Genomic DNA, 19,045 nt, shown 5'->3' with positions numbered 1-19,045 from the left:
CCACTTTGATCCAGTTTATTCTATCATGATTACGGAGGTCTGAGTGGAATACTAAGCAGGCTATTTTTGACGCTAGAGGGCGCAGGAAATGGATCCGATTACAATCAACCTGATCGGCGCAGGACGGGTCGGAAAGACCTTTCTTTCGCTCATGAGCGATCTTCCGGGTTGCTGTATACAGGACGTCCTGAGCGCCACATACACCTCGGCACAAAATGCCGTTCTTCGGGCTGGAGCGGGTCAGCCGGTACAGAGCATTGCAGATTTGCGACCAGCGGACTTGTGGATCATCGCAGTTCCCGACACCCAGATATCGGCGATTGCTACTGACCTTGACAATAGGTTCTCTGACGAAGGTGACGACCAACACCCCTCCGTTGCATTCCATTGCAGCGGCTTTTTCCCGGCCGACCAAATGGCCTGCTTACGTCGGTTGAACTGGCAGTTGGCCAGCGTTCATCCTGTTCTGTCCTTTGCCGATCCCGATACGGCAAAAGCTCAATTCGACGGTACGCTTTGTGGACTGGAAGGAGACAAGGGTGCGATTGCTTTTGTTCAACCACTGCTGGAAAAACTGAAAGCTCAGTGCTTTTTAATAAATTCCGACAAGAAAAGCCTCTATCACGCCGCTGCGGTGATATCGAATAACTTCACAGTTGTATTGCAGGCAATCGCGCGCGAAGCGTGGTCAGAAGCCGGTGTCGCGGACGGCACAATTGAACAGCTCAACGCGAAACTTTTAGCTAGCACGGTTGAGAACGTCGCTGCAGCAGGTCCGCAAAGCGCCTTAACGGGTCCCGCAGCTCGGGGTGATAATAGCGTGGTAACTTCTCAGGGTCGGGATGTTTCAGATTGGCACTCTTCTGCCGGCAAGGTTTACAAGGAACTGAGCGCGATGGCTCATGACCTGAAAACTCATGGTACAACAAAGCCCTAAGGCGACTAAAGATAAACCAAAGAGAGTGGCTCAATCAGGTGAATAGGTTACATCCGGCAACCTCGACACAAATATCGAAATTATCTTAACCTGTTAACTTCAAGCGCGCTGGAAGATGACAATCGGCTGCCATCAGCGCCTTTTGAACCAATTAAAACCAATGATCGGCCTGAACGATAGGCCCACCAAAACGACGTTTCTGCGGGTGTGGTGAAATCTTAACATTACCCCACCGAATTTGAGGTAAGGTAGTGCTGTAAACTTAAACCAGATTCTCGCCATACTTGCGAAACCACGCGCATAACAAAGGCGACGCTTGATTAGCGCAACTTCACTGGCGTACTTTTACTGTAAGACTCAGACAAAAGGAGTGATTGACGTCAAATTTCACTGCATCCACCATTTTTTGCGATTGCAGCGTTTGTTTAACTCCTGCCCAGCTGGTTTGCCCATTTCGCACAAGTCCGGGTTTATTGTTGATGATGTAACGAGGGCCTCATTGTTGAAGGCACATTAAGCGGAGGGGTTTCACCTGCGATGCGATATGAAAGGTACTTCGCCCGCTTGGCGTCAAGACAATCTGCCCACCATACTTTTAAGTTTTTTGTTTTTCATTCAATCAACGAGTTGAAATTGTTTGCATTTTTTTTCAGGGCCAAGTGGCCAGAACCACTCACACACCAAATCAGCTTCTCCTCACCACTGAACCAGCCGGCGTTTCGGGCCAAGAGGCTGAGATATGCGCATTTTTGATGTAGCTCTGGTTGGCGCAGGTCCCGCCGGCTATGCCGCCTTGACCGCATTGCGAGGCTTCTCGGGTTCTTTAGCCGTCGTTACAGGCGCCACTCCCGACCCTTGGCGCGATGGGCCGGCAAAAATCGTTTCGGTTGCTTTTGAACGACAAAAGCCAGCTTGCTTGGCTGAACGCACGCCTGTTTCCGGAGACGCCCCGCCGATGTACGCAGCCGCCGAAATTGGGGGGCTTGCTAATTATTGGGGCAAGCAACTGCTGATCTATAGCAAAGACGATCCGTGGGGCCAAAGTCCCTTTATACAATCTTGGGCATCCTATCGGGAGGCCTGCGATGCAGTGCAGGCTGACCTGGAAGTCATTGGCGGCACACCGCAAAAAAGCTTGGGCAATGATCTCGAAGCCAGTGCACCTCGTCTTTTAGTGGGCACAAAGGATGCGCCGGGCAGCCAACTAAATGCAATGGCCATTGCTGTTAATAAGCGGCTAACAGAGATCAACAATGTCGAAGTCCTGTCAGGGCGCGTTCAACGGATCGAAGCCGAAAAAGACTTTCTACGTTTGGATCTGGGCGGCGGCTCTGAGATTTGTGCAAGACGTGTGTTCTTAGGAGCAGGTGTGTTAGGAACAGCAACTACGCTGGCACGCAGCTTACCTCAGGCATCTGAAATCAGCTTTCGCGACCATGCGCCCTATACCATCAACTGCTTTAGGTTAGATCGAGTCCTTGGGCGACCACGCAACTATGCAAACAACAGTAGCTTCAACGCTTTGACTGTAACGCTCAAAAATGGTGAGCGATGCAACCTTTTTGCATCCGTCTATGCGGTATCTCAGGCTCCGGTCAGCCTTGTTACGGCAAACTTTGGACTTGGACCTGTCTTACGCGGCCGCCGCATCGGTCGCCTATTCGATTTTGTACAACCCGTCAGGCTTTGGACACCCAATGCCCAAGTAAAGTTGAGGCATCAACCAAATGCCAAGAAAATTGAGGCGACATCCACTTTGGGACAGGAACCGGACGAAGAACTGCAGTTCTTTCAGAACTGGCTCGCTAACAATGGCGTTCGTTGCACATTGGGTACCACCGCTCCCGGTCAAGGGTTCCATTATCACAATCTGACAGTGGGATCGGATCAACTTGCAGTAGACGATGTGGTGGAAACCGCATTCGAGGGACGCATGCGCGTAATCGATGCATCTTGTCTGCCAGAGATTGGGTGCCCGCCTCACACTTTGACGTCCATGGCGCAAGCATACGCTCGGGTCCAGCATGACCTTTCAAACGCAAGAACAAACTAGGGCTTGTAGATCAGACCAGCCCGAGGTTTGCGTGTCAAACAAATACCAGACTTTAGCTCACGTCCGCCTGTTTGATTTCGGAAACTCAAACCGTCTCTATTGACCTGATTGATTTAATCATCGCAATCCATATCTAGCGGCTATGTTAAAATCTGAACTCAGGTCCTTTCACGCTTTTGCTACATATCGCGGCTTTTCCGCAGCAGCGAGTGAATTGAACATTAGCCAGCCGACCCTATCGACCCAGGTGAAGGATCTGGAAAACCGCTACAGCGTGCAATTGTTCAACCGAATTGGGCGCGAAGTTCACTACCCATGCCGGACGCGAGTTTTTGGCGGTCACCTCCCGCCTACACCAAGCCGAAGTTGATGCAGAAACACTGCTGGATTCGTTCCGCGGCTTTCAAGCTGGACAACTCAGTATCGCAGCAGTCGGCCCTTTTCACGCCACAGACATGATCGTTGCCTTCAAATCCAGGTATCCGGCAATCGATTTGGACGTCTGGTTCGGCAACTCTCGGAAATGCTTTGAGCGGATTTTGTCCTACGAGGCCGACGTCGCCATTTTGGCCGAAGTGCAGTCCGATCCACGTGTCGCAACCCGCTTGTACAGTACGCATCAGGTTGTCGCTTTTGTGAATTCTGATCACCCGTTTTTCAACATGGAAAACATTTCGATCGCCGATCTCCACAGACAGAAAATTGTGCGCCGTGAAGCCGGGTCAACTGCTCGAGCCGCAGTCGAGGCTGAGACGGAAAAACGCGGGATTGAAGTTGAACCAATACTCGAACTTGGCAGCAGAGAAGCAATTTGGAAAGCCGTTGAGCAAGCTATCGGCATCGGCTTCGTCGCGGATTTCGAATTCGTTCCCCACCCCAACCTTCGTGCAATACCAATATGGGATGCCCAGTTGGAAACCAGATACTATCTCGCCCATTTAAATGATCGGTCCGAATCGAGGCTGGTTCGATCGTTTTGTGACACCGCTCTAGAGACCAAATTGAAACCAAGATAATCATACAACGGGCGTCCCGTTCTGTTAATGTAGGAGTGGTTGCAAGAGGCTTTTCGCCGATCCGCAAACTCTCGCGTTTTCAGCAGTGCGGCAAAGGTCTAGGATGCGGCCCATTGCAGGTTCGCCTAGCATGCACCTTAACCAGAAACTAAAGGCCCCTTTCGTGAATACCGAGAACCGTATGTTCGTGCCGCCCCGCTATGAATTGCGCAAGGTGCGCAATCAGGGCATAACATTTCTGGCTTTGGCATTTTTGTTCAGTGTTTTCGTCAACCTACTGATGTTGACCGGTCCACTGTTCATGCTGCAAGTATATGACCGTGTCTTGGGATCACGCGCCGTCGAGACCTTGACCGCGTTGTTTCTGCTGGTGGTGCTGCTCTACAGCTTAATGGCAATGCTGGACTTTGCCCGAGGAAGAATCGTGGCTCGTTTTGGAGCGCGTTTTCAATCCCAATTGGATGAGCGCGTATTCGACGCTACCCTGCGCAGATCTCTGTACCCTCAGGCAAGATCGGCACCCGCAACCGCGTTGCGCGACCTAGAATCCATCCAAAACCTTTGCTCTTCGCCTGTGTTGCTGGCCGTAATGGACATCCCTTGGACACCGGTCTTTCTTGCGGCAATTTTCCTGTTTCACCCTTTGCTTGGCTGGTTGGCTGTAGCAGGTGGGTCGTTATTAATAGTGATTGCGCTGTTGAACCAAGCCCTGACACACCGAAAAGTCGCCGAAGCGCAGATAGCCTCGGCGCAAGCGAATGCGTTTTCAGAAAATGCAAGGCAAGCAGCCGAAGTTGTGCGGTCTCAAGGCATGCAGGCCGACATCACCAAGCGTTGGCAGAAACAACGAACCAACGCGTTGCGCCAGACTATTTCAGCAAGCGACTGGACGGGTAGCTTCACCTCTCTGACAAAGTCACTGCGCTTGTTCCTTCAATCTGCGATGCTGGCCTTGGGTGCTTGGTTGGTGCTGCGCAATGAATTGACCCCAGGGGCAATGATTGCTGGCTCCATCCTATTGGGCCGTGCGCTTGCACCTGTGGAACAAGCTGTTGGGCAATGGGGTATGATCGAACGCGCTCGCTCCGCGTGGGCTTCGCTGAACCGCTTTTTGGACGCTACGCCGCCCGAAGCATCCCATACAAAACTGCCAGTACCCGAGGCCCGTCTAACGGCGAAAGGACTAACCGTAATTCCTCCTGGCGCTTCCACGCCGACATTGCGCAATGTTGCGTTGCAACTTGAACCGGGTAAGGCGCTTGGTGTTATTGGCAAAAGTGGGTCGGGCAAGTCGACATTGGCCAAGGCTTTACTAGGCCTTTGGCAACCTGCCGCAGGTGAGATTCGGTTAAGTGGCGCAACCCTGGAACAATACGACCCCAATGATTTGGGGCAGCACATTGGCTATCTTCCGCAAGAAGTCACGTTGTTCAACGGTACGGTGGCGGAAAACATCGCGCGCATGTCCGAAGAACCTGACCCTGAGGCCGTGGTAGAGGCCGCCAAGAAGGCCAAAGCCCACGATCTGATCCTATCGCTTGAAAAAGGGTATGACACATTCCTTGAAGGCAATGAGAGTCAGCTTTCAGGCGGACAGAAACAACGTATCGCTCTGGCTCGCGCGCTGTACGGGGATCCCGTTCTGCTTATTCTCGACGAACCAAATTCGGCTCTTGATGCCGAAGGCACAGAGGCGCTGAACGCGGCTGTAAGAGGCCTCAAGGAAGCCGGAAAATCCGCGATTATCATGACCCACCGCCCTCAGGCGATTTCCGAATGCGATGATCTGGCAGTTGTCGAACGAGGCCAAGTCGTGAAGTTCGGCCCCCGTAATGAGGTGCTGGGTGCAATGGTCCAAAACGCGAGTGCCATTCAACGTGGCCTTAACCAGGTGGGTACTGATGCAGGATAATTCAGTTCAGGATTCGCGCCCGGTTTGGCGCATCACGGTTCCCGCTCTCGTGGGTTTCTTAGCTTTGTTCATACTAGTTGGCGGTGTGGGCATTTGGGCCGTACAGACACGCCTTGCGGGTGCCATCGTATCGCAAGGGATCATTGAGGTTCAGAGCAACCGGCAAGTTGTTGAACACCCGGACGGTGGTGTTGTGGGTGAGATTTTCGTTCGCGACGGCGACGCGGTCGCCATTGGTGATTTGCTTGTCAGATTGGACGACACTTTTCTCTCATCAGAAAAAGCCATCGTTGAATCTCAATTGTTTGAGTTGATGGCACGCAGAACCCGACTGGAAGCCGAGCGTGACGGCGTGAATGCCGAAACTCTGGCTTCTCAGCTCGAGGAAATCCAGAACCAGGAAGGCATCGATCCTGATTTGATTGCAGGTCAGTTCAGCCTGTTCGAGGCACGCTACGAAACCTTGTCCCAGCAAACTGAACAGTTGGGCAAACAGTTGGTGCAAATCGAGAGCGAAATTGAAGGTACAGAAGCGCAGCTAGTATCCTTACGTCGCCAAGTCGACCTAATTCAAAACGAACTGGCAGACCAACAAAGCCTGTTCCAACGCGGCCTGACGCAAGCCAGCCGGGTTTCCGCCCTGCAACGGGAAGAAGCCAGCCTAACAGGCGAAATCGGACGGCTTGAAGCGTCGGTCGCACGTTTGGGCGGGCAGATTTCAGCAACCGAGATCGAAATCGTCGAACTCGCTGCTACAAGACGTGAAGAAGCGATAACGGAACTACGAGAAGTTCAAACACGGATCGCCGAACTGGCTGAGCGCCGTTTGTCGCTGGACACACGTCTATCACGGCTTGATATTCGCGCTCCGGTAACAGGAACGGTTTATGGTAGTCAGGTTTTTGCGCTGCAATCCGTGATACAACCTGCTGAGCCAATGATGTACGTCGTTCCTCAGGACACGCCCTTACTAGTTGCCGCACGAGTGGATGCGATCCATGTGGATCAACTACATGTCGGCCAGCCCGTCGCTCTGCGCTTTCCTGCTTTCAACCAACGCGAAACCCCAGAGCTTGACGGTCACGTCGTCACAGTATCCGCCGACACTTTTACCGATGAAAACACGGGCCAGACCTTTTATCGCGCCGAGGTTGTACCAGAAGAAGATCAGATCGAGCGTCTGAACGGCCAAGCGTTGCTACCAGGTATGCCAGTGGAAACCATGATCAAAACCGACGAGCGTACTCCTCTTTCCTATTTGATCAAGCCGATGGCCGATTACTTCAACCGGGCATTTAGAGAATAGAAGGGCGGCTAATCGCTAGACCGGTTCAAGATTGCCGAGAAGAATAGATGTCATGTCGGTGGCAATAGCATTGTCCACCGCCACGACGCTCGCCCCGGTCTCGTAACTTACGTTCGTTCGCGTAATTCCAGATAGATCTGCATCGGCGTCCAAAAAGACCCATTCGGCCTCATGCGCAGTTGGCTGGCCTACGGCCACTTGCAAAATCGCCAGGGCGTCCAGCGCGTTGATTGTTCCGTCCTGCGTTATGTCGGCCGCAATAAGGTTTTCCGGAGAAGCTGGCCCCCATGTCGGGTCCAAACCAACCGAAATTCTCAAAACCTGAAGCGCGTCCAAAGCGGTGATTTCCGAACTTGCCGTCGAGTAGGTTTTGATTATGTCCAACTCACCTGAGAGGGATCCCGAGGGCAAATCCAGATCAAACCGGCCCTCATCATCAGCCTTGACGCTTATGGTTCCTCCAGCGTCCGTTGTAAAAAGGATCTCTGCATCGGTTAACCCTGGATTGGAGAGATCGGAATTGACCGTTATCGTCCCCTGAACCCCTTCAGAACTTTCGGGTTCCTGAGTGTCAAAATCTCCAAAATCAACTGGGATGTGATCGGGGCCACCGAAGCCCGCGCCGAAAACATCCTGACTGGTCAAAGGATCGCCAGTAGAAGAGTTGATAAAGATGGTTTCGTTTTTGAATTCGATCTGCGCGCCTTGGGCTGTTGCCGTAAAGGTCAACTGTGCAGGCGTTCGCAACAATGGGTAGTCGAACAGGTCCAACCGATCGATGCCAACTTCAAACCCGTTGATAGTGGTCGGGTCACTGCCGTACTGCATGACAAAGATATCGGAACCCGGACCACCCACCATTGTTGTTGCCCCCATTCCGGCAATCAAAATGTCATCACCAGACCCGCCCCACAAAGCAGAGCTTAGTATACTGCCGCTAAGCATGTCGTCTTGCGCCGTGCCTGCAATAGGACCAAACCCGTCGCGCACTATTCCCAAGTCCGCCATCGATACACTTAACTGTGTCAGCCCAGCATCATGTTGCGATCCAACAAGGATTTGTAGTTCGTCCCCCACATGCGCGACGCTGAGTGTTTCGACGTTCTGCAAACCACTTTGCACAGTGTCTGCGAAGCTGTCCAAATGAACAAGCTGACCATCGGGGGTAAGTACGAAAAGCGTAACCCCGTCATCCCCTCCCCCTGCGACAACAAACACGTGACCGTCAGCTTTGACTACGGCAAGATCCTGTACCGTCTCAAACCGAGTGAACCTTGAATCCAAGACATGATCGGTCGGACGAAGCTGCCCGTCACCGGCAAGCTCCATTACGCTAAGAGAATTGCTGCCAGCACCTCCGACAATCACCCACGACTGTCCATAAGCCTGTATGGTTTCCATTGCTGTAGGAGCTGCGATCCCTAATGTGGCGAGGGAATCGCTGTTGTCCAATTCACTTATCAAACCCGAACTCTCATCGACTCGATAAGTGTTGATTGCGTTGCCTGCCGAGTCGGCCGAGATCACATAATGATCCTCACCAGACTGCAAAACCTGCATAGAAGTAGCCTGTCCTGCAATCGAAGCGCCATAGCTCAAGGTACCGTCACCGTTCACGGTGTAGGTCGCGATTTGATCCGTAGCTTCGTGGGCGACGGTCAAAACATTACCGAACTGAGCCACGGCTGAGATATCTCCACCGCCTGACAGCGTTCCCGTCTCTTGCAACGCGCCCACTGTCCTATTCGGGTTCAGACCATAGCCAACAAGGCCCGTGGCCAAGCGCACGTCCAACACGATCTGGTCATCACCTGCCAAGGAAACAACAGTCCCACTGCGGCCCACCTGAGAGGTAATCGTGCCGCCGAAGAACTCAGTGTCGTGCAGTTGCGCAACCGAACCCTCGACCAGTTTCCAGACAGCGATACCACCACCGGCGCCTGTCACGCTGTACAGGTACGTAACACCGTTAAACGTTTTTAAAGCCGTATCGCCGATACCTGAATCGAGCGCTGCGCTACCCGTTGCAACCACTCCTTCGAACTGAAGCATCATATCAAATCACCCCACGCCATATCCGGCACCCACCAAAGGATGATCCGATGCCCAGTCCGAAACCAAAGCGGAAATGTGGTGAAAACGAGAAGTTCGGCATCAGTTTAACTCAATTTTTCTGGTCCGACCGCATGAGTCACCGATGGGAAAAACAGATGAACAAAGACCTGATCCCCCCGGACGGACGCGGAAACCGCATGTGAGGGTAAGATGACCAAAGAACCTGATTCCAACTTCAATCCGACCGGCACCCAGCCCGAGGCAGAGCGTAAGCTGAAAATCCGTAAGTGGATTGATGGGAAAATGCGTCGCTGGGCTGGTCGTGGCCTTGCAGGCGGGCTTGGCTCGACTCTGATGGCCTTGCCCGCATTGGCACAAGCTACTGCTGAAGAGCTTTACGAGTTTCAGTTTGCTGAAACGATTCCCGGGGTTCGTTCCGCCAAATTGTTAAAGAACGGAGATGCGCTGTTGAAACTGGCCGACGGTCGAACAGTCATCGTAGCTGCAGAAAACGTACAGGTTCTCGATGGCGGTGCCATTATGATCGCCGAGGATGCTGTGGCAGAGGTTGCTCAGTTCAGTCTTGCTGCAGAAGCGGGCGGCGCAGCTTTTGCTGGTGGTATTGGCGGAACAGGCGCCGTTCTGGGGGGAATCGGATTGGCTGGTGCAGCCGCGGCTGCTGGCGGCGGTGGAGGTGGCGGCGGAGACGATGATGACCCCGGCTTTACACCTGAACCCACCTACCCTGTTCTCAACCTCGCGGGTGCCCAGGCCAATACCCTCAGCAGTGCGCGAACAAGCATAACGGCCCCAGAAGGAACTGAAACGGTCGAAATCTCGATTGGGTCTCTCACAAAGACTGTCTCGCCAAACGAGGACGGAACTTGGAGCGTTTCTTTGACCCCGGACGAAGCAGCCAATCTGCCTCAGGGTGTTCGAAACGTTACAATTCGAAACCTAGGCAGCGAAGGAGAGGAACTGTCTGCCCACACTTTCAGTTTCGATGTCGATACAATCCCACCTTCGATCACGATCTCCAATCTCTCGGACGGAGCGGTTATGAACGCTTCGGAACAGACAACCGACCTTATCGTTTCCGGAACCACCAACGCGGAAAGCGGACAAACTGTGACCGTTACAGTTAATGGGCAAACCTATGTGGGTGATGTCTCGGGTGGTCAATGGAGCGTAACAGTTCCTTCTGCAGATCTTAGCAACCTGACGGATGGCGAGACATTCTCGGTCACAGCGGACGTCTCAGATCAGGCGGGGAATCCCGCAGTCCAGGCCGATGTTAGCTTTGTCACCGATTTTTCCGCTCCAACGGTTTCACTTAATCCGGTGGCTGGAGGGTCGATTGAGCTTATCGATCTGACAAGTGACCTGACCTTGTCGGGTACGACCACAGCAGAGGACGGTCGGCAAATTAACGTGGTGTTTGACGGCCAAGCCTATTCCACCACAGCGTCGGCCGGCGGGTGGAGCCTTACCATCCCAAGTGACGACCTTGGCGCCTTGTCTACAGGTGTACCGGCATCCTTCAGCGTAACGGTCACCGATGCTTCCGGGAACACTTCTATTCCGGCCTCCGCTTCAGTGCCTGTAGATCTGACCGGCCCGTCGGTCAGCATCTCTCCACTTTCTGTTGGGACGGCAATTAATGCCTTAGAAGTTGCAGCCGATCTGACAATTACGGGCACAACCGCCAATGTTCAGGATGGTCAACAGGTGACGGTAACTATGGGTGGCCAAACCTACACTAACACTGTCTCAGGCGGCAGTTGGTCCGTAACTTTACCCGCCGGAGATTTAGCGGCTCTAGCTGAAGGCAGAAGTTATTCAGTAACGGCGGATGTCTCTGATGCAGACGGGCTTCCGGCACTTCAGGCGAGCGTTCCGCTTGCCAAGGATACCATCGCCCCCACGGTGAGTGTTGACAGCTTCTCTGGTGGCGCAGTTTTGAACTTACAAGAGCAAGGGACAGATCTGACCATTACTGGAACCACCACCGCTGAAGATGGTCAAATCGTCACCGCCACGGTAAACGGCCAGCCATATTCCGGTATTGTGTCAGGAGGGGCTTGGTCTGCCACCGTTCCGGCCGCTGATCTTTTATCTTTGTCGGATGGTTCCACAGTGACTGTAACTGCGGATGTATCTGATCTAGCCGGTAACCCGGCAGTGCAAGCGAGCAACAGCTTTACCTCTGATTTCACCGCCCCGGCTATAGCAGTAACCAGTCCCGCAAATGGTGACGTGATGAACGCTGCCGAACAAGGAAATGACCTGACTGTCAGTGGTACATCCGATGCTACGGACGGCGCAGTCGTTACGATTGAAGTAACGAGACCAAACGGCACAGTCGACGCCATTGGAACTACTACGGTAAGCGGTGGAACTTGGACCTATACAATCCCTGCTTCCGACCTGACTTCATTGCAAGACGGGCTTTCTTACAGCGTGACGGCCTCGGTTTCAGACACAGCTGGAAACGCTGCCGATAGCACCGAAAACTTCGGCACCGATTTCACAGCACCTACCATATCCCTCAACCCACTGGCGGTAGGTTCTGAACTGGATGTGACCGAGCAAGCAAGTGACCAGATCATTTCAGGCGTTACCAACGCCGAGGACGGGCAGACAGTTTCCGTTACTTTGAACGGTCAGACCTATAATGGACTTACATCTGGAGGAACTTGGGCAATCACCGTTCCCTCGGTCGATTTGGCAGCCTTAGCTGACAGCACTGGCTATCCAATATCGGCTATCGTGACAGACGCCGCGGGTAACGTGTCAAATGCAGCGACAACAACGCTCAACACCGATTTTCGCCCAACGCTCAATATAGATCCTGTAGGCAGCAACAATTCCATTTCGCTGACAGAGGCCCAGAGTTCGGGCGTAACAGTTTCGGGCACGTCGAACGGTTTAAATACTGGTCAATCCGTAGATGTTATGCTCAACGGCTCCTCAGTCGGCACGACCACAGTTAGCCCGGATGGAAGCTGGTCTTTGGCTGTTTCAGCCTCAGATTTTTCTGCAGTCAATGCCGGAGAGGATCTCGACTTTTCGGCACAAGCAACAGTTTCTTCCGGACCTGATCCCTTACCGGTGACAGATGAGAACACAGCACATGTGCCAGCTGCGTATTTCATTTCTCAGGCTGGGATCGATGGATCAACCGTGACGTTCGAAATCTACGCAGCAGCCGATCGGGATGTTTCCAGCGGACTCGCCATGACAGCTGAATTGCAGTTCGACCCTGGTGTTGTCACGTTCGACTCTGGCTCGGACGAAGAAAACAATGCGTTCGATCTATTCCTAGCAAATCCCGTGGGAAGCACCGCGATCAGCCTGGCTGGGGCTGCGACCACATTCACAGACCTGACTCAACCGTTGGTGACGTTTACAATGACTGTGCAGGATCCGAACCAACCTATCGAATTGACGATCACAACTCCCGATGGCGGACCCACTGTCTTTCAGGTGGGCACCAATGCGGACGATGTATTGTCTGCAACCGACATCGATAACGTTCTTCGTGGCCAGAACGGTGATGACACAATCGACGTCTCCGAAGCAGGGCGTGATGTAATCGTTTTTGAAGCTGACCCCGTATCAAATGGAGTCGATACGATCACCGGCTTCTCAACCGGCGCGGCTACCGAAGTAGCAGACGCGATTATGTTCAACGGCCTGGATGTCGGCTCCCTACGAGGAAATGGTACAGGCTTTGAAACTTTGGCTGTTGGTGATGCCATTGGTACAGATACCGGCGTCGTGGGGCTGACGACTATTCTTGGGGATCTATCTCAAGGAACAATCGAAGCCGCTGTCGAAAGCCTGAGCGGCACTCAGGCGGGAGACGACATCTATGTTATGGCAACAGATGGAACAGACAGTGTGTTGGTCAAAGTAGACTACTCTGCGCCAAACTCTGCATCAGTGGAAACGGTGGCGCAGTTCACGGGATTGGACGACTTGGCAAGTCTAAGCGCCGATAACATCCTTCACACGGACCCTACTGGCGCTAGCGCCTGATCTTCAAATGACTGCCGGTTCCAATAATCGGCAGTCTATTCCATCTAGCGAGACTTAAATGGCACAGAACGGCCTTTTTCCGGTAACCTACCGACGACACCAGCATCAATTCTGGAAACGGTTCACTTCTTTCGATTTCGCATCAAAATACTCAGAATGCCCAGTCGTTCTTGAGGAAGTTTTCAAAGCAGCAGCCGCATTCCCGATTGTGTTCAAAGACACAAACGGGGCAATTGAGCCGACGGCGTTGTTGTCATTATCGCCTGATTTGGCATCACCTTACGTTTCAAGCGAAGGAAATTGGTTAGCCAACTACGTACCATCTAAACTGCGCAGCTTTCCCTTTTTTGCGGAACCCACTGGGAAAGGGTCGGTTTATCGACTTCTTGTAGATGAGAATTCGAACCTCGTTACGAGAGCCTCAGGTGACCAAACCTTTTTTAAGGGTGACGGTACGATTTCGCCCGAACTGCAAGAGGTCCAGACTTACCTACGAGCCTGTTCAAAAGCTCTAGAGGAAACACAGAGCATATGCCTATCAATTGAGAAGCTCGGCTTGTTTGAACAACTGGACTCTTATGAGAATGTAAGCCTTCCACCAGGTTCTCTTGGAATAGCACCTGAAAAACTTGAAACGTTACCAAAGACAGATAAAGCCAAGTTGCTGGACTGCGGAGCTATCCAGCTGATCTACGCGCACAACGTATCGCTTTCTCACTGCCGAACTCTGGCACAGGCCCAGCTCAGTTTGATTTCGAATTCTACGCCACAAAAATACACCGAAAATTCAGATGTTTCAGCTTTCCTCTACGCCATAGCGAACGCGCAAAACGACGACTTTCCTGAAACCATTGAGGTGTGAAACACCCATGCCAATTCTAAATCACGCTTTAAGAGCTATTTGCGTGCTGCAATTTGCAGCAGCGGTGTCCGCCTGTACCCCCTCACCTGATTTGGTGGGAGTAGAGGAGTCATTTTCGGTTGGATCCGTGGGTGCTGGCGCGACCCCAGTTTCACTTAAACTGACCAAAAGTGATTTTGGGAACCGCATTCGGGTAGCGGTAGAAACCAACCCGGAGTTGGCTCAAAGCAGCAGCAGATTGGAGACCGCCTCAGCGAACGAGGACGCCGCGAAAGGGGCGTTCTTGCCGCAACTTTCCGTTGGAATAAATGCCAGATCTCAAAGGGTAAATTCTGATGTCGCTGATGTAACCCCCTACCTACGGGTATCGCAACTGGTATACGATGGTGGCGCTGCGTCAGGTGATCTAACCGCTGCCAAAGCACGCGTTTTGGAGAGCAAGGGCAATCAAATCCAAACTGCTTCAGCTGCCGCTCTGTCCGCTATTGAAGCTTACATTTTAGTTTTAGACAGACGAGAAATCTTGGAGATTTCTACCCGCAATCTCACCGTCCACAAAGAACTGCTACAGCAAATCTCCAAAAGATCCGCGCAAGGAGTGGGTTCAAACGCAGACGTTCTGACGGCCCGGTCACGAATGGCAGATGCGCGTACGAGAATGGCAGATGCTAAAGCGAGATTGGACCGAGCAAACGCACGCTTCCAAGAGGTGTTTGGATCTGCGCCTGTAGCGCTTGCCCCGCCCGTTACCGCTCCAAAACTCATGCGAACCGACACAGAAATCGTCATGGACAGCCCTCAGGTAAGGCGAGCAGATGCCGCTTTGTTGGCGGCTCGCGCCGATCAGACCGCCGCAATTGCACGGCGGCATCCAGATGTGAGAGTTGCCGCATTTGCTGATCGTGGGGAAGACAACGACCCAAATTTTGGCGTCGACTTTTCGGTCAACTACGAATTGGACAGCACAGGACAAAGGCGTGCGGCAGTCGCCGCCGCCGAAGCACAAGTGAAAGAAGCCGAATTTGTACGGGAGTCCGTAATCCGAGATATCCATCGCGAGTTGGGGTTCGTTCGGTCAGATCAAAAAGCAGGTGCTGAACGTTTGCAGGCCGCACGAATTGCCGTTCGGGCCAATGCCGATAGTGTTGCAGCCGCGCGTTCGCAATTCACTATTGGGCGCCGCAGCATGGTTGAGATTCTGGACGCCCAACGAGACTACGTGAACGCTCAGGAGAGACTAATACTTGCCGAGCAAAGCTTTTTTCTCACCAACTATGCTGTGTTGAGTTTAACGGGTGACATTTTGGATCTGCTTGGAATTTCAACGCTAGATTGGGGCACAGGCTTATGACATCGCTGAGAACTGTGCCGAAGGCATTACCTCTTTCCGCCCTCGAAACCTGCGTTTTGCACATTTCCGCCCATTTGGATCGGCCAATAACATTTGCTGCGCTTTATGCGGCTCAGACCGGAAACGAAGGCGGGCTGAGTATCCGGGATGCTCTTGAAGCGGCACATCGAGCAGGGTTGCAAGCCGCTTACGGCAAGCAAAAATTGTCTGAGTTTGACAACAATCTGACCCCCGCAATCTTGCTGTTAGAAAATGATCGTGCCGTCGTTTTTCACGGCCTTACGCAAGACGGGAACTCGTTGATCTTCGACCCAGAACTAGGTGAGGGAATTGGCGAAATAACAAAGGATACACTGAGTTCAGTTTACACTGGCTACGCCCTTTTGTTTCGACGCGGCCATAGTCAGCCGACTGCGTCGAGCGCCACTTCCTCAATGGGTCACTGGTTTTGGTCAGCAATGGCTGCGAACCGATGGTCGTATGCTCAGGTTATACTTGCCGCTGCACTTGCGAACTTTCTGGGCCTATCCACTTCAATCTTTATCATGGTTGTTTACGACCGTGTTCTACCTAATGAGGCCACAGAGTCCCTGATCGCTCTAACCACCGGGGTCGGCTTGGCACTAGCGTTTGATTTTATTCTCAAACTCTTGCGTGCAGGCTTTATTGATCGAGCGGGGCAAAATGCTGACCTGCTAATGGGGCGGCGCGTATTCGACCAAGTTCTCAACATAAGGATGAAGTCGCGCACAGGATCGACAGGCGCAATGGCAAACACCATTCGAGAGTTTGAAACTCTGCGTGAATTCTTCACGTCTGCGACCCTTGTTGCCTTGGTCGATCTGCCGTTCATCGGCTTGTTTATACTGGTGATCTACGTGGTTGGCGGACCCTTGGCGACTATTCCCGCTCTCGCAGTACCAATTGTACTGCTCACCGGAATCGCGGTTCAACCAGTATTATCTCGTCTGGCCGAGAAGAGTCTTTCCACTGGACAGTCGAAACAATCTGTTTTGGTTGAGACAGTTTCAGGGCTCGAGACTATCAAGACAACAGCAGCTGCCAGATCAATGCGGGCTAGATGGGAAGCTGCAATCGAACAACAGTCCGCCCACGGGACACAAAGTCGAACCGTAACTCAATTCGCGCTTAACCTTACTGGTTTCACACAACAGGCAGCGCAGGTGTTAATCGTATTTTATGGTGTGTTTCTGGTTTCTGATGGACAGGCTAGCATGGGGGCGTTGGTCGCATCTGTAATGTTAACCGGGAGGGCTTTGGCGCCTTTGGGCCAACTGGCGCAAACCTTGACAAGAGTGAACCAGGCACGCAGCGCCTATCGCAATCTAAACAGTTTGATGTTGGCCGAAAGTGAGCGTCCGGAAGGGCGAATCTGGATCAGCCGATCCAACGTCAACGGCTGCATCACTTTCAAGGACGTGAAGTTTTCTTATCCCGACCAGACAGAAGACACATTGAAAGGGGTTTCTTTCACGATTCAGCCCGGTGAAAAAGTTGCGGTTCTGGGCCCTATCGGATCAGGGAAAAGCACTATCACACGTCTATTGCTTGGACTGTACGAGCCCGGATCAGGATCTGTAATGCTTGACGGCGTCGACATCCGCCAAATTGATCCGGGAGATCTTCGGAGAAACGTGGGATCTGTTTTGCAGGACATCTGGCTATTCTCTGGATCGGTCCGAGAAAACATCATGAGCGGGGCTGTTCGCCCAAGAGACGAAGATTTAATTCATGCTGGGAAGGTTGCAGGAGTAGAGGATTTCCTTGCCAGCAATCCGAACGGCTATGATCTCCAGTTGGCCGAACGAGGAGAGGGTCTATCGGGGGGCCAACGCCAAGCTATAGCGCTCGCCCGAGCGCTGATTGGGCGGCCTCCGGTCCTTCTGTTAGATGAGCCAACCAGCGCGATGGATGTCAAAACCGAAGCAGAAGTGATCCAGCGCCTCAAAGAAGCAACAGGGTCTACGACAATGCTGATAGTCACTCACCGGACAAGCCTATTGGAACTCGTAGATCGGGTAATCGTAATCGACAAGGGTCGTATCGGGGCAGACGGTCCGAAGTCTATGCTCGAACAAAACGTGCGCAAATCGCGGAGGCATCTGAATGTCGCGGCATCCTGACCTAGCACAGCTCGCGCGTGAAATGCGCGGCCGTTCTACGCTTAGAGGATCACTGCTATTGCTGGCGATTTGCTCCTGCCTAACGGCCTTGATGCTTTGGGCGCAATGGGCGGAATTGGATGATGTGACCCGGGTGGACGGGCGCATTGTTCCCTCTGCGGACGTGCAGGTCATCGAAGCAACCGAACCCGGTGTGCTGCAATCTCTTAAAGTACGCGAAGGCCAGGTTGTCGATGCCGGCACATTGCTAATGGAATTCGACACCACCCAGATCGACAGTCAGTTGCTTCAAGAACAACAAAAAGCTTTTGGATTAATGGCCCGCGTCCAACGTTTGCAAGCTGAAATCAGCAGCACAGATCTTAGTTTTAGCGCTGCACTGATTGAAGGTGCACCTGAAGTCGTGAAGTCTGAGACCGCGCTGCATCGAGGTCGTCAGACCGAATTACATTCGGAAATCAGTATCTTAGAACGTCAGCGACAACAACGTCAGCAAGAATTTGAAGAAGGGCTGGTAGATCACATTACAGCTGAAAAAACGCTGGATCTGTTGGCTAAGGAGCGGGCGATAATGGAACCGTTAGTAGAGAAGAGAATGGAGCCAGCGACTACTCTTTTGACTCTTCTGCGCAGTGAAGCAGAGTGGCACGGTCGAAAAACCAGAGCAGAAGCTGCCACAGCCAGGCTTAAGACCGGTCTGGATGAAATTGATGACCGCATCCGTGCCACACGAAGCAGGTTTCGCAGCGCAGCATTGACGGATCTTGCTCTAGCTACAACTGAGCTTGCGGCCCTACAGCCAGTTCTACCGGCTTTACAAAACAGGGCTGATCGCGCCCTAATCCGGTCTCCAGTCAGGGGTATTATCAACCGCATCCACCGTACAACAATTGGTGGCCTGGCACGCAGCGGTGAAGAGCTTGTTGAAATAGTCCCAATGAACGACACGTTGTTAGTGGAGGCGTATGTTCGACCGGAGGACATCGCATTCTTGCATGCAGGTCAGTCGGTGAAAGTCAAAATCACCGCGTATGATTTCGCACGTTACGGTGCTTTGGATGGTGAAATAATCCGAATTGGCGCGAGTACGATCACACGATCGGAACGCAATGACGAAGAAGTATTCGTCGTCGAGATAGAGACGCAAAACTCTATGCTGGACGCAAATGGTATTGCCGTCGAGATTATTCCCGGGATGGTCGCTGAGGTCGACATACTCTCCGGGAAGAAAACGGTTTTGGAGTACCTTTTGGAACCCGTGGTAAAAGTGAAAAACAGAGCTCTGAGAGAGTGAAGTCGAGACTTAGTCAGCTTGAACCAGAAGCGTAGCCGTGGCCGAGAACTTCGGCCATGGCTAGCAAATCAAAC

General features: G+C 52.7%; 12 protein-coding genes. 11 read left to right on the top strand and 1 reads right to left on the bottom strand.

The genetic code is table 11. From position 1 onward, the window contains the following. Nucleotides 1-88: 88 nt before the first annotated feature. The 6 genes from ACR0EO_RS20295 (at nucleotide 89) to ACR0EO_RS20270 (ending at nucleotide 7,224) form a co-directional block, all read left to right on the top strand. Nucleotides 89-937 (top strand): Rossmann-like and DUF2520 domain-containing protein, encoded by an 849-nt coding sequence (locus ACR0EO_RS20295; RefSeq protein ID WP_480692659.1) that lies wholly within the window; start codon nucleotides 89-91, stop codon nucleotides 935-937. A 739-nt stretch (nucleotides 938-1,676) separates the two neighbouring features. Further along, the gene (locus tag ACR0EO_RS20290) at nucleotides 1,677-2,990 is read left to right on the top strand and encodes a hypothetical protein (RefSeq protein ID WP_480692658.1); all 1,314 of its coding nucleotides are present in this window, start codon (nucleotides 1,677-1,679) and stop codon (nucleotides 2,988-2,990) included. Between the two features lie 142 nt (nucleotides 2,991-3,132). Next, nucleotides 3,133-3,360: a helix-turn-helix domain-containing protein gene (locus ACR0EO_RS20285; protein ID WP_480692656.1), complete on the top strand. Its 228-nt coding sequence runs from the start codon at nucleotides 3,133-3,135 to the stop codon at nucleotides 3,358-3,360. Next, nucleotides 3,323-4,006 (top strand): LysR substrate-binding domain-containing protein, encoded by a 684-nt coding sequence (locus ACR0EO_RS20280; protein ID WP_480692655.1) that lies wholly within the window; start codon nucleotides 3,323-3,325, stop codon nucleotides 4,004-4,006. The genes ACR0EO_RS20285 and ACR0EO_RS20280 overlap by 38 nt, the downstream gene beginning before the upstream one ends. A gap of 181 nt (nucleotides 4,007-4,187) precedes the next feature. Continuing rightward, nucleotides 4,188-5,918 carry a type I secretion system permease/ATPase gene (locus ACR0EO_RS20275; protein ID WP_480692750.1) on the top strand — a complete coding sequence of 577 codons (1,731 nt, stop codon included), beginning with the start codon at nucleotides 4,188-4,190 and terminating at the stop codon, nucleotides 5,916-5,918. Beyond that, a complete protein-coding gene (locus ACR0EO_RS20270; RefSeq protein ID WP_480692654.1) occupies nucleotides 5,908-7,224 on the top strand; it encodes an HlyD family type I secretion periplasmic adaptor subunit in 1,317 nt (438 codons plus the stop codon). The genes ACR0EO_RS20275 and ACR0EO_RS20270 overlap by 11 nt, the downstream gene beginning before the upstream one ends. 15 nt (nucleotides 7,225-7,239) lie before the next feature. Here the strand turns inward: ACR0EO_RS20270 and ACR0EO_RS20265 are convergent, their stop codons facing one another. Beyond that, on the bottom strand, nucleotides 7,240-9,279 hold the full coding sequence (locus tag ACR0EO_RS20265) for a dockerin type I domain-containing protein (protein WP_480692653.1): 2,040 nt from the start codon (nucleotides 9,277-9,279) through the stop codon (nucleotides 7,240-7,242). Between the two features lie 210 nt (nucleotides 9,280-9,489). On the opposite strand from ACR0EO_RS20265, the gene ACR0EO_RS20260 reads away from it, so the two are divergent. From ACR0EO_RS20260 to ACR0EO_RS20240, 5 genes are read left to right on the top strand one after another with little or no spacing between them, the layout of a single operon-like run. Then, nucleotides 9,490-13,320: an Ig-like domain-containing protein gene (locus tag ACR0EO_RS20260; protein WP_480692651.1), complete on the top strand. Its 3,831-nt coding sequence runs from the start codon at nucleotides 9,490-9,492 to the stop codon at nucleotides 13,318-13,320. Nucleotides 13,321-13,378: 58 nt separating this feature from the next. Next, nucleotides 13,379-14,182 carry a SapC family protein gene (locus ACR0EO_RS20255; RefSeq protein ID WP_480692650.1) on the top strand — a complete coding sequence of 268 codons (804 nt, stop codon included), beginning with the start codon at nucleotides 13,379-13,381 and terminating at the stop codon, nucleotides 14,180-14,182. Nucleotides 14,183-14,225: 43 nt separating this feature from the next. Continuing rightward, nucleotides 14,226-15,533 carry a TolC family protein gene (locus ACR0EO_RS20250; RefSeq protein ID WP_480692649.1) on the top strand — a complete coding sequence of 436 codons (1,308 nt, stop codon included), beginning with the start codon at nucleotides 14,226-14,228 and terminating at the stop codon, nucleotides 15,531-15,533. Then, on the top strand, nucleotides 15,530-17,677 hold the full coding sequence (locus ACR0EO_RS20245) for a type I secretion system permease/ATPase (protein WP_480692648.1): 2,148 nt from the start codon (nucleotides 15,530-15,532) through the stop codon (nucleotides 17,675-17,677). The genes ACR0EO_RS20250 and ACR0EO_RS20245 overlap by 4 nt, the downstream gene beginning before the upstream one ends. Before the next feature lie 58 nt (nucleotides 17,678-17,735). Further along, nucleotides 17,736-18,971 carry an HlyD family type I secretion periplasmic adaptor subunit gene (locus ACR0EO_RS20240; protein ID WP_480692646.1) on the top strand — a complete coding sequence of 412 codons (1,236 nt, stop codon included), beginning with the start codon at nucleotides 17,736-17,738 and terminating at the stop codon, nucleotides 18,969-18,971. Nucleotides 18,972-19,045: the final 74 nt, after the last annotated feature.

This window comes from Ruegeria sp. BE9, from assembly GCF_056538765.1.
The sequence above is the reverse complement of the archived record's forward strand: the minus strand, read 5'-3'. Positions and strand labels throughout refer to the sequence as shown.

Excerpts from the sequence above, each read along its gene's own strand:
- ACR0EO_RS20255 (WP_480692650.1), top strand. The coding sequence starts at position 13,379 with ATGGCACAGAACGGCCTTTTTCCGGTAACCTACCGACGACACCAGCAT.
- ACR0EO_RS20285 (WP_480692656.1), top strand. The coding sequence starts at position 3,133 with ATGTTAAAATCTGAACTCAGGTCCTTTCACGCTTTTGCTACATATCGC.
- ACR0EO_RS20260 (WP_480692651.1), top strand. The coding sequence starts at position 9,490 with ATGACCAAAGAACCTGATTCCAACTTCAATCCGACCGGCACCCAGCCC.
- ACR0EO_RS20265 (WP_480692653.1), bottom strand. The coding sequence starts at position 9,279 with ATGATGCTTCAGTTCGAAGGAGTGGTTGCAACGGGTAGCGCAGCGCTC.
- ACR0EO_RS20270 (WP_480692654.1), top strand. The coding sequence starts at position 5,908 with ATGCAGGATAATTCAGTTCAGGATTCGCGCCCGGTTTGGCGCATCACG.
- ACR0EO_RS20245 (WP_480692648.1), top strand. The coding sequence starts at position 15,530 with ATGACATCGCTGAGAACTGTGCCGAAGGCATTACCTCTTTCCGCCCTC.
- ACR0EO_RS20275 (WP_480692750.1), top strand. The coding sequence starts at position 4,188 with ATGTTCGTGCCGCCCCGCTATGAATTGCGCAAGGTGCGCAATCAGGGC.
- ACR0EO_RS20290 (WP_480692658.1), top strand. The coding sequence starts at position 1,677 with ATGCGCATTTTTGATGTAGCTCTGGTTGGCGCAGGTCCCGCCGGCTAT.
- ACR0EO_RS20295 (WP_480692659.1), top strand. The coding sequence starts at position 89 with ATGGATCCGATTACAATCAACCTGATCGGCGCAGGACGGGTCGGAAAG.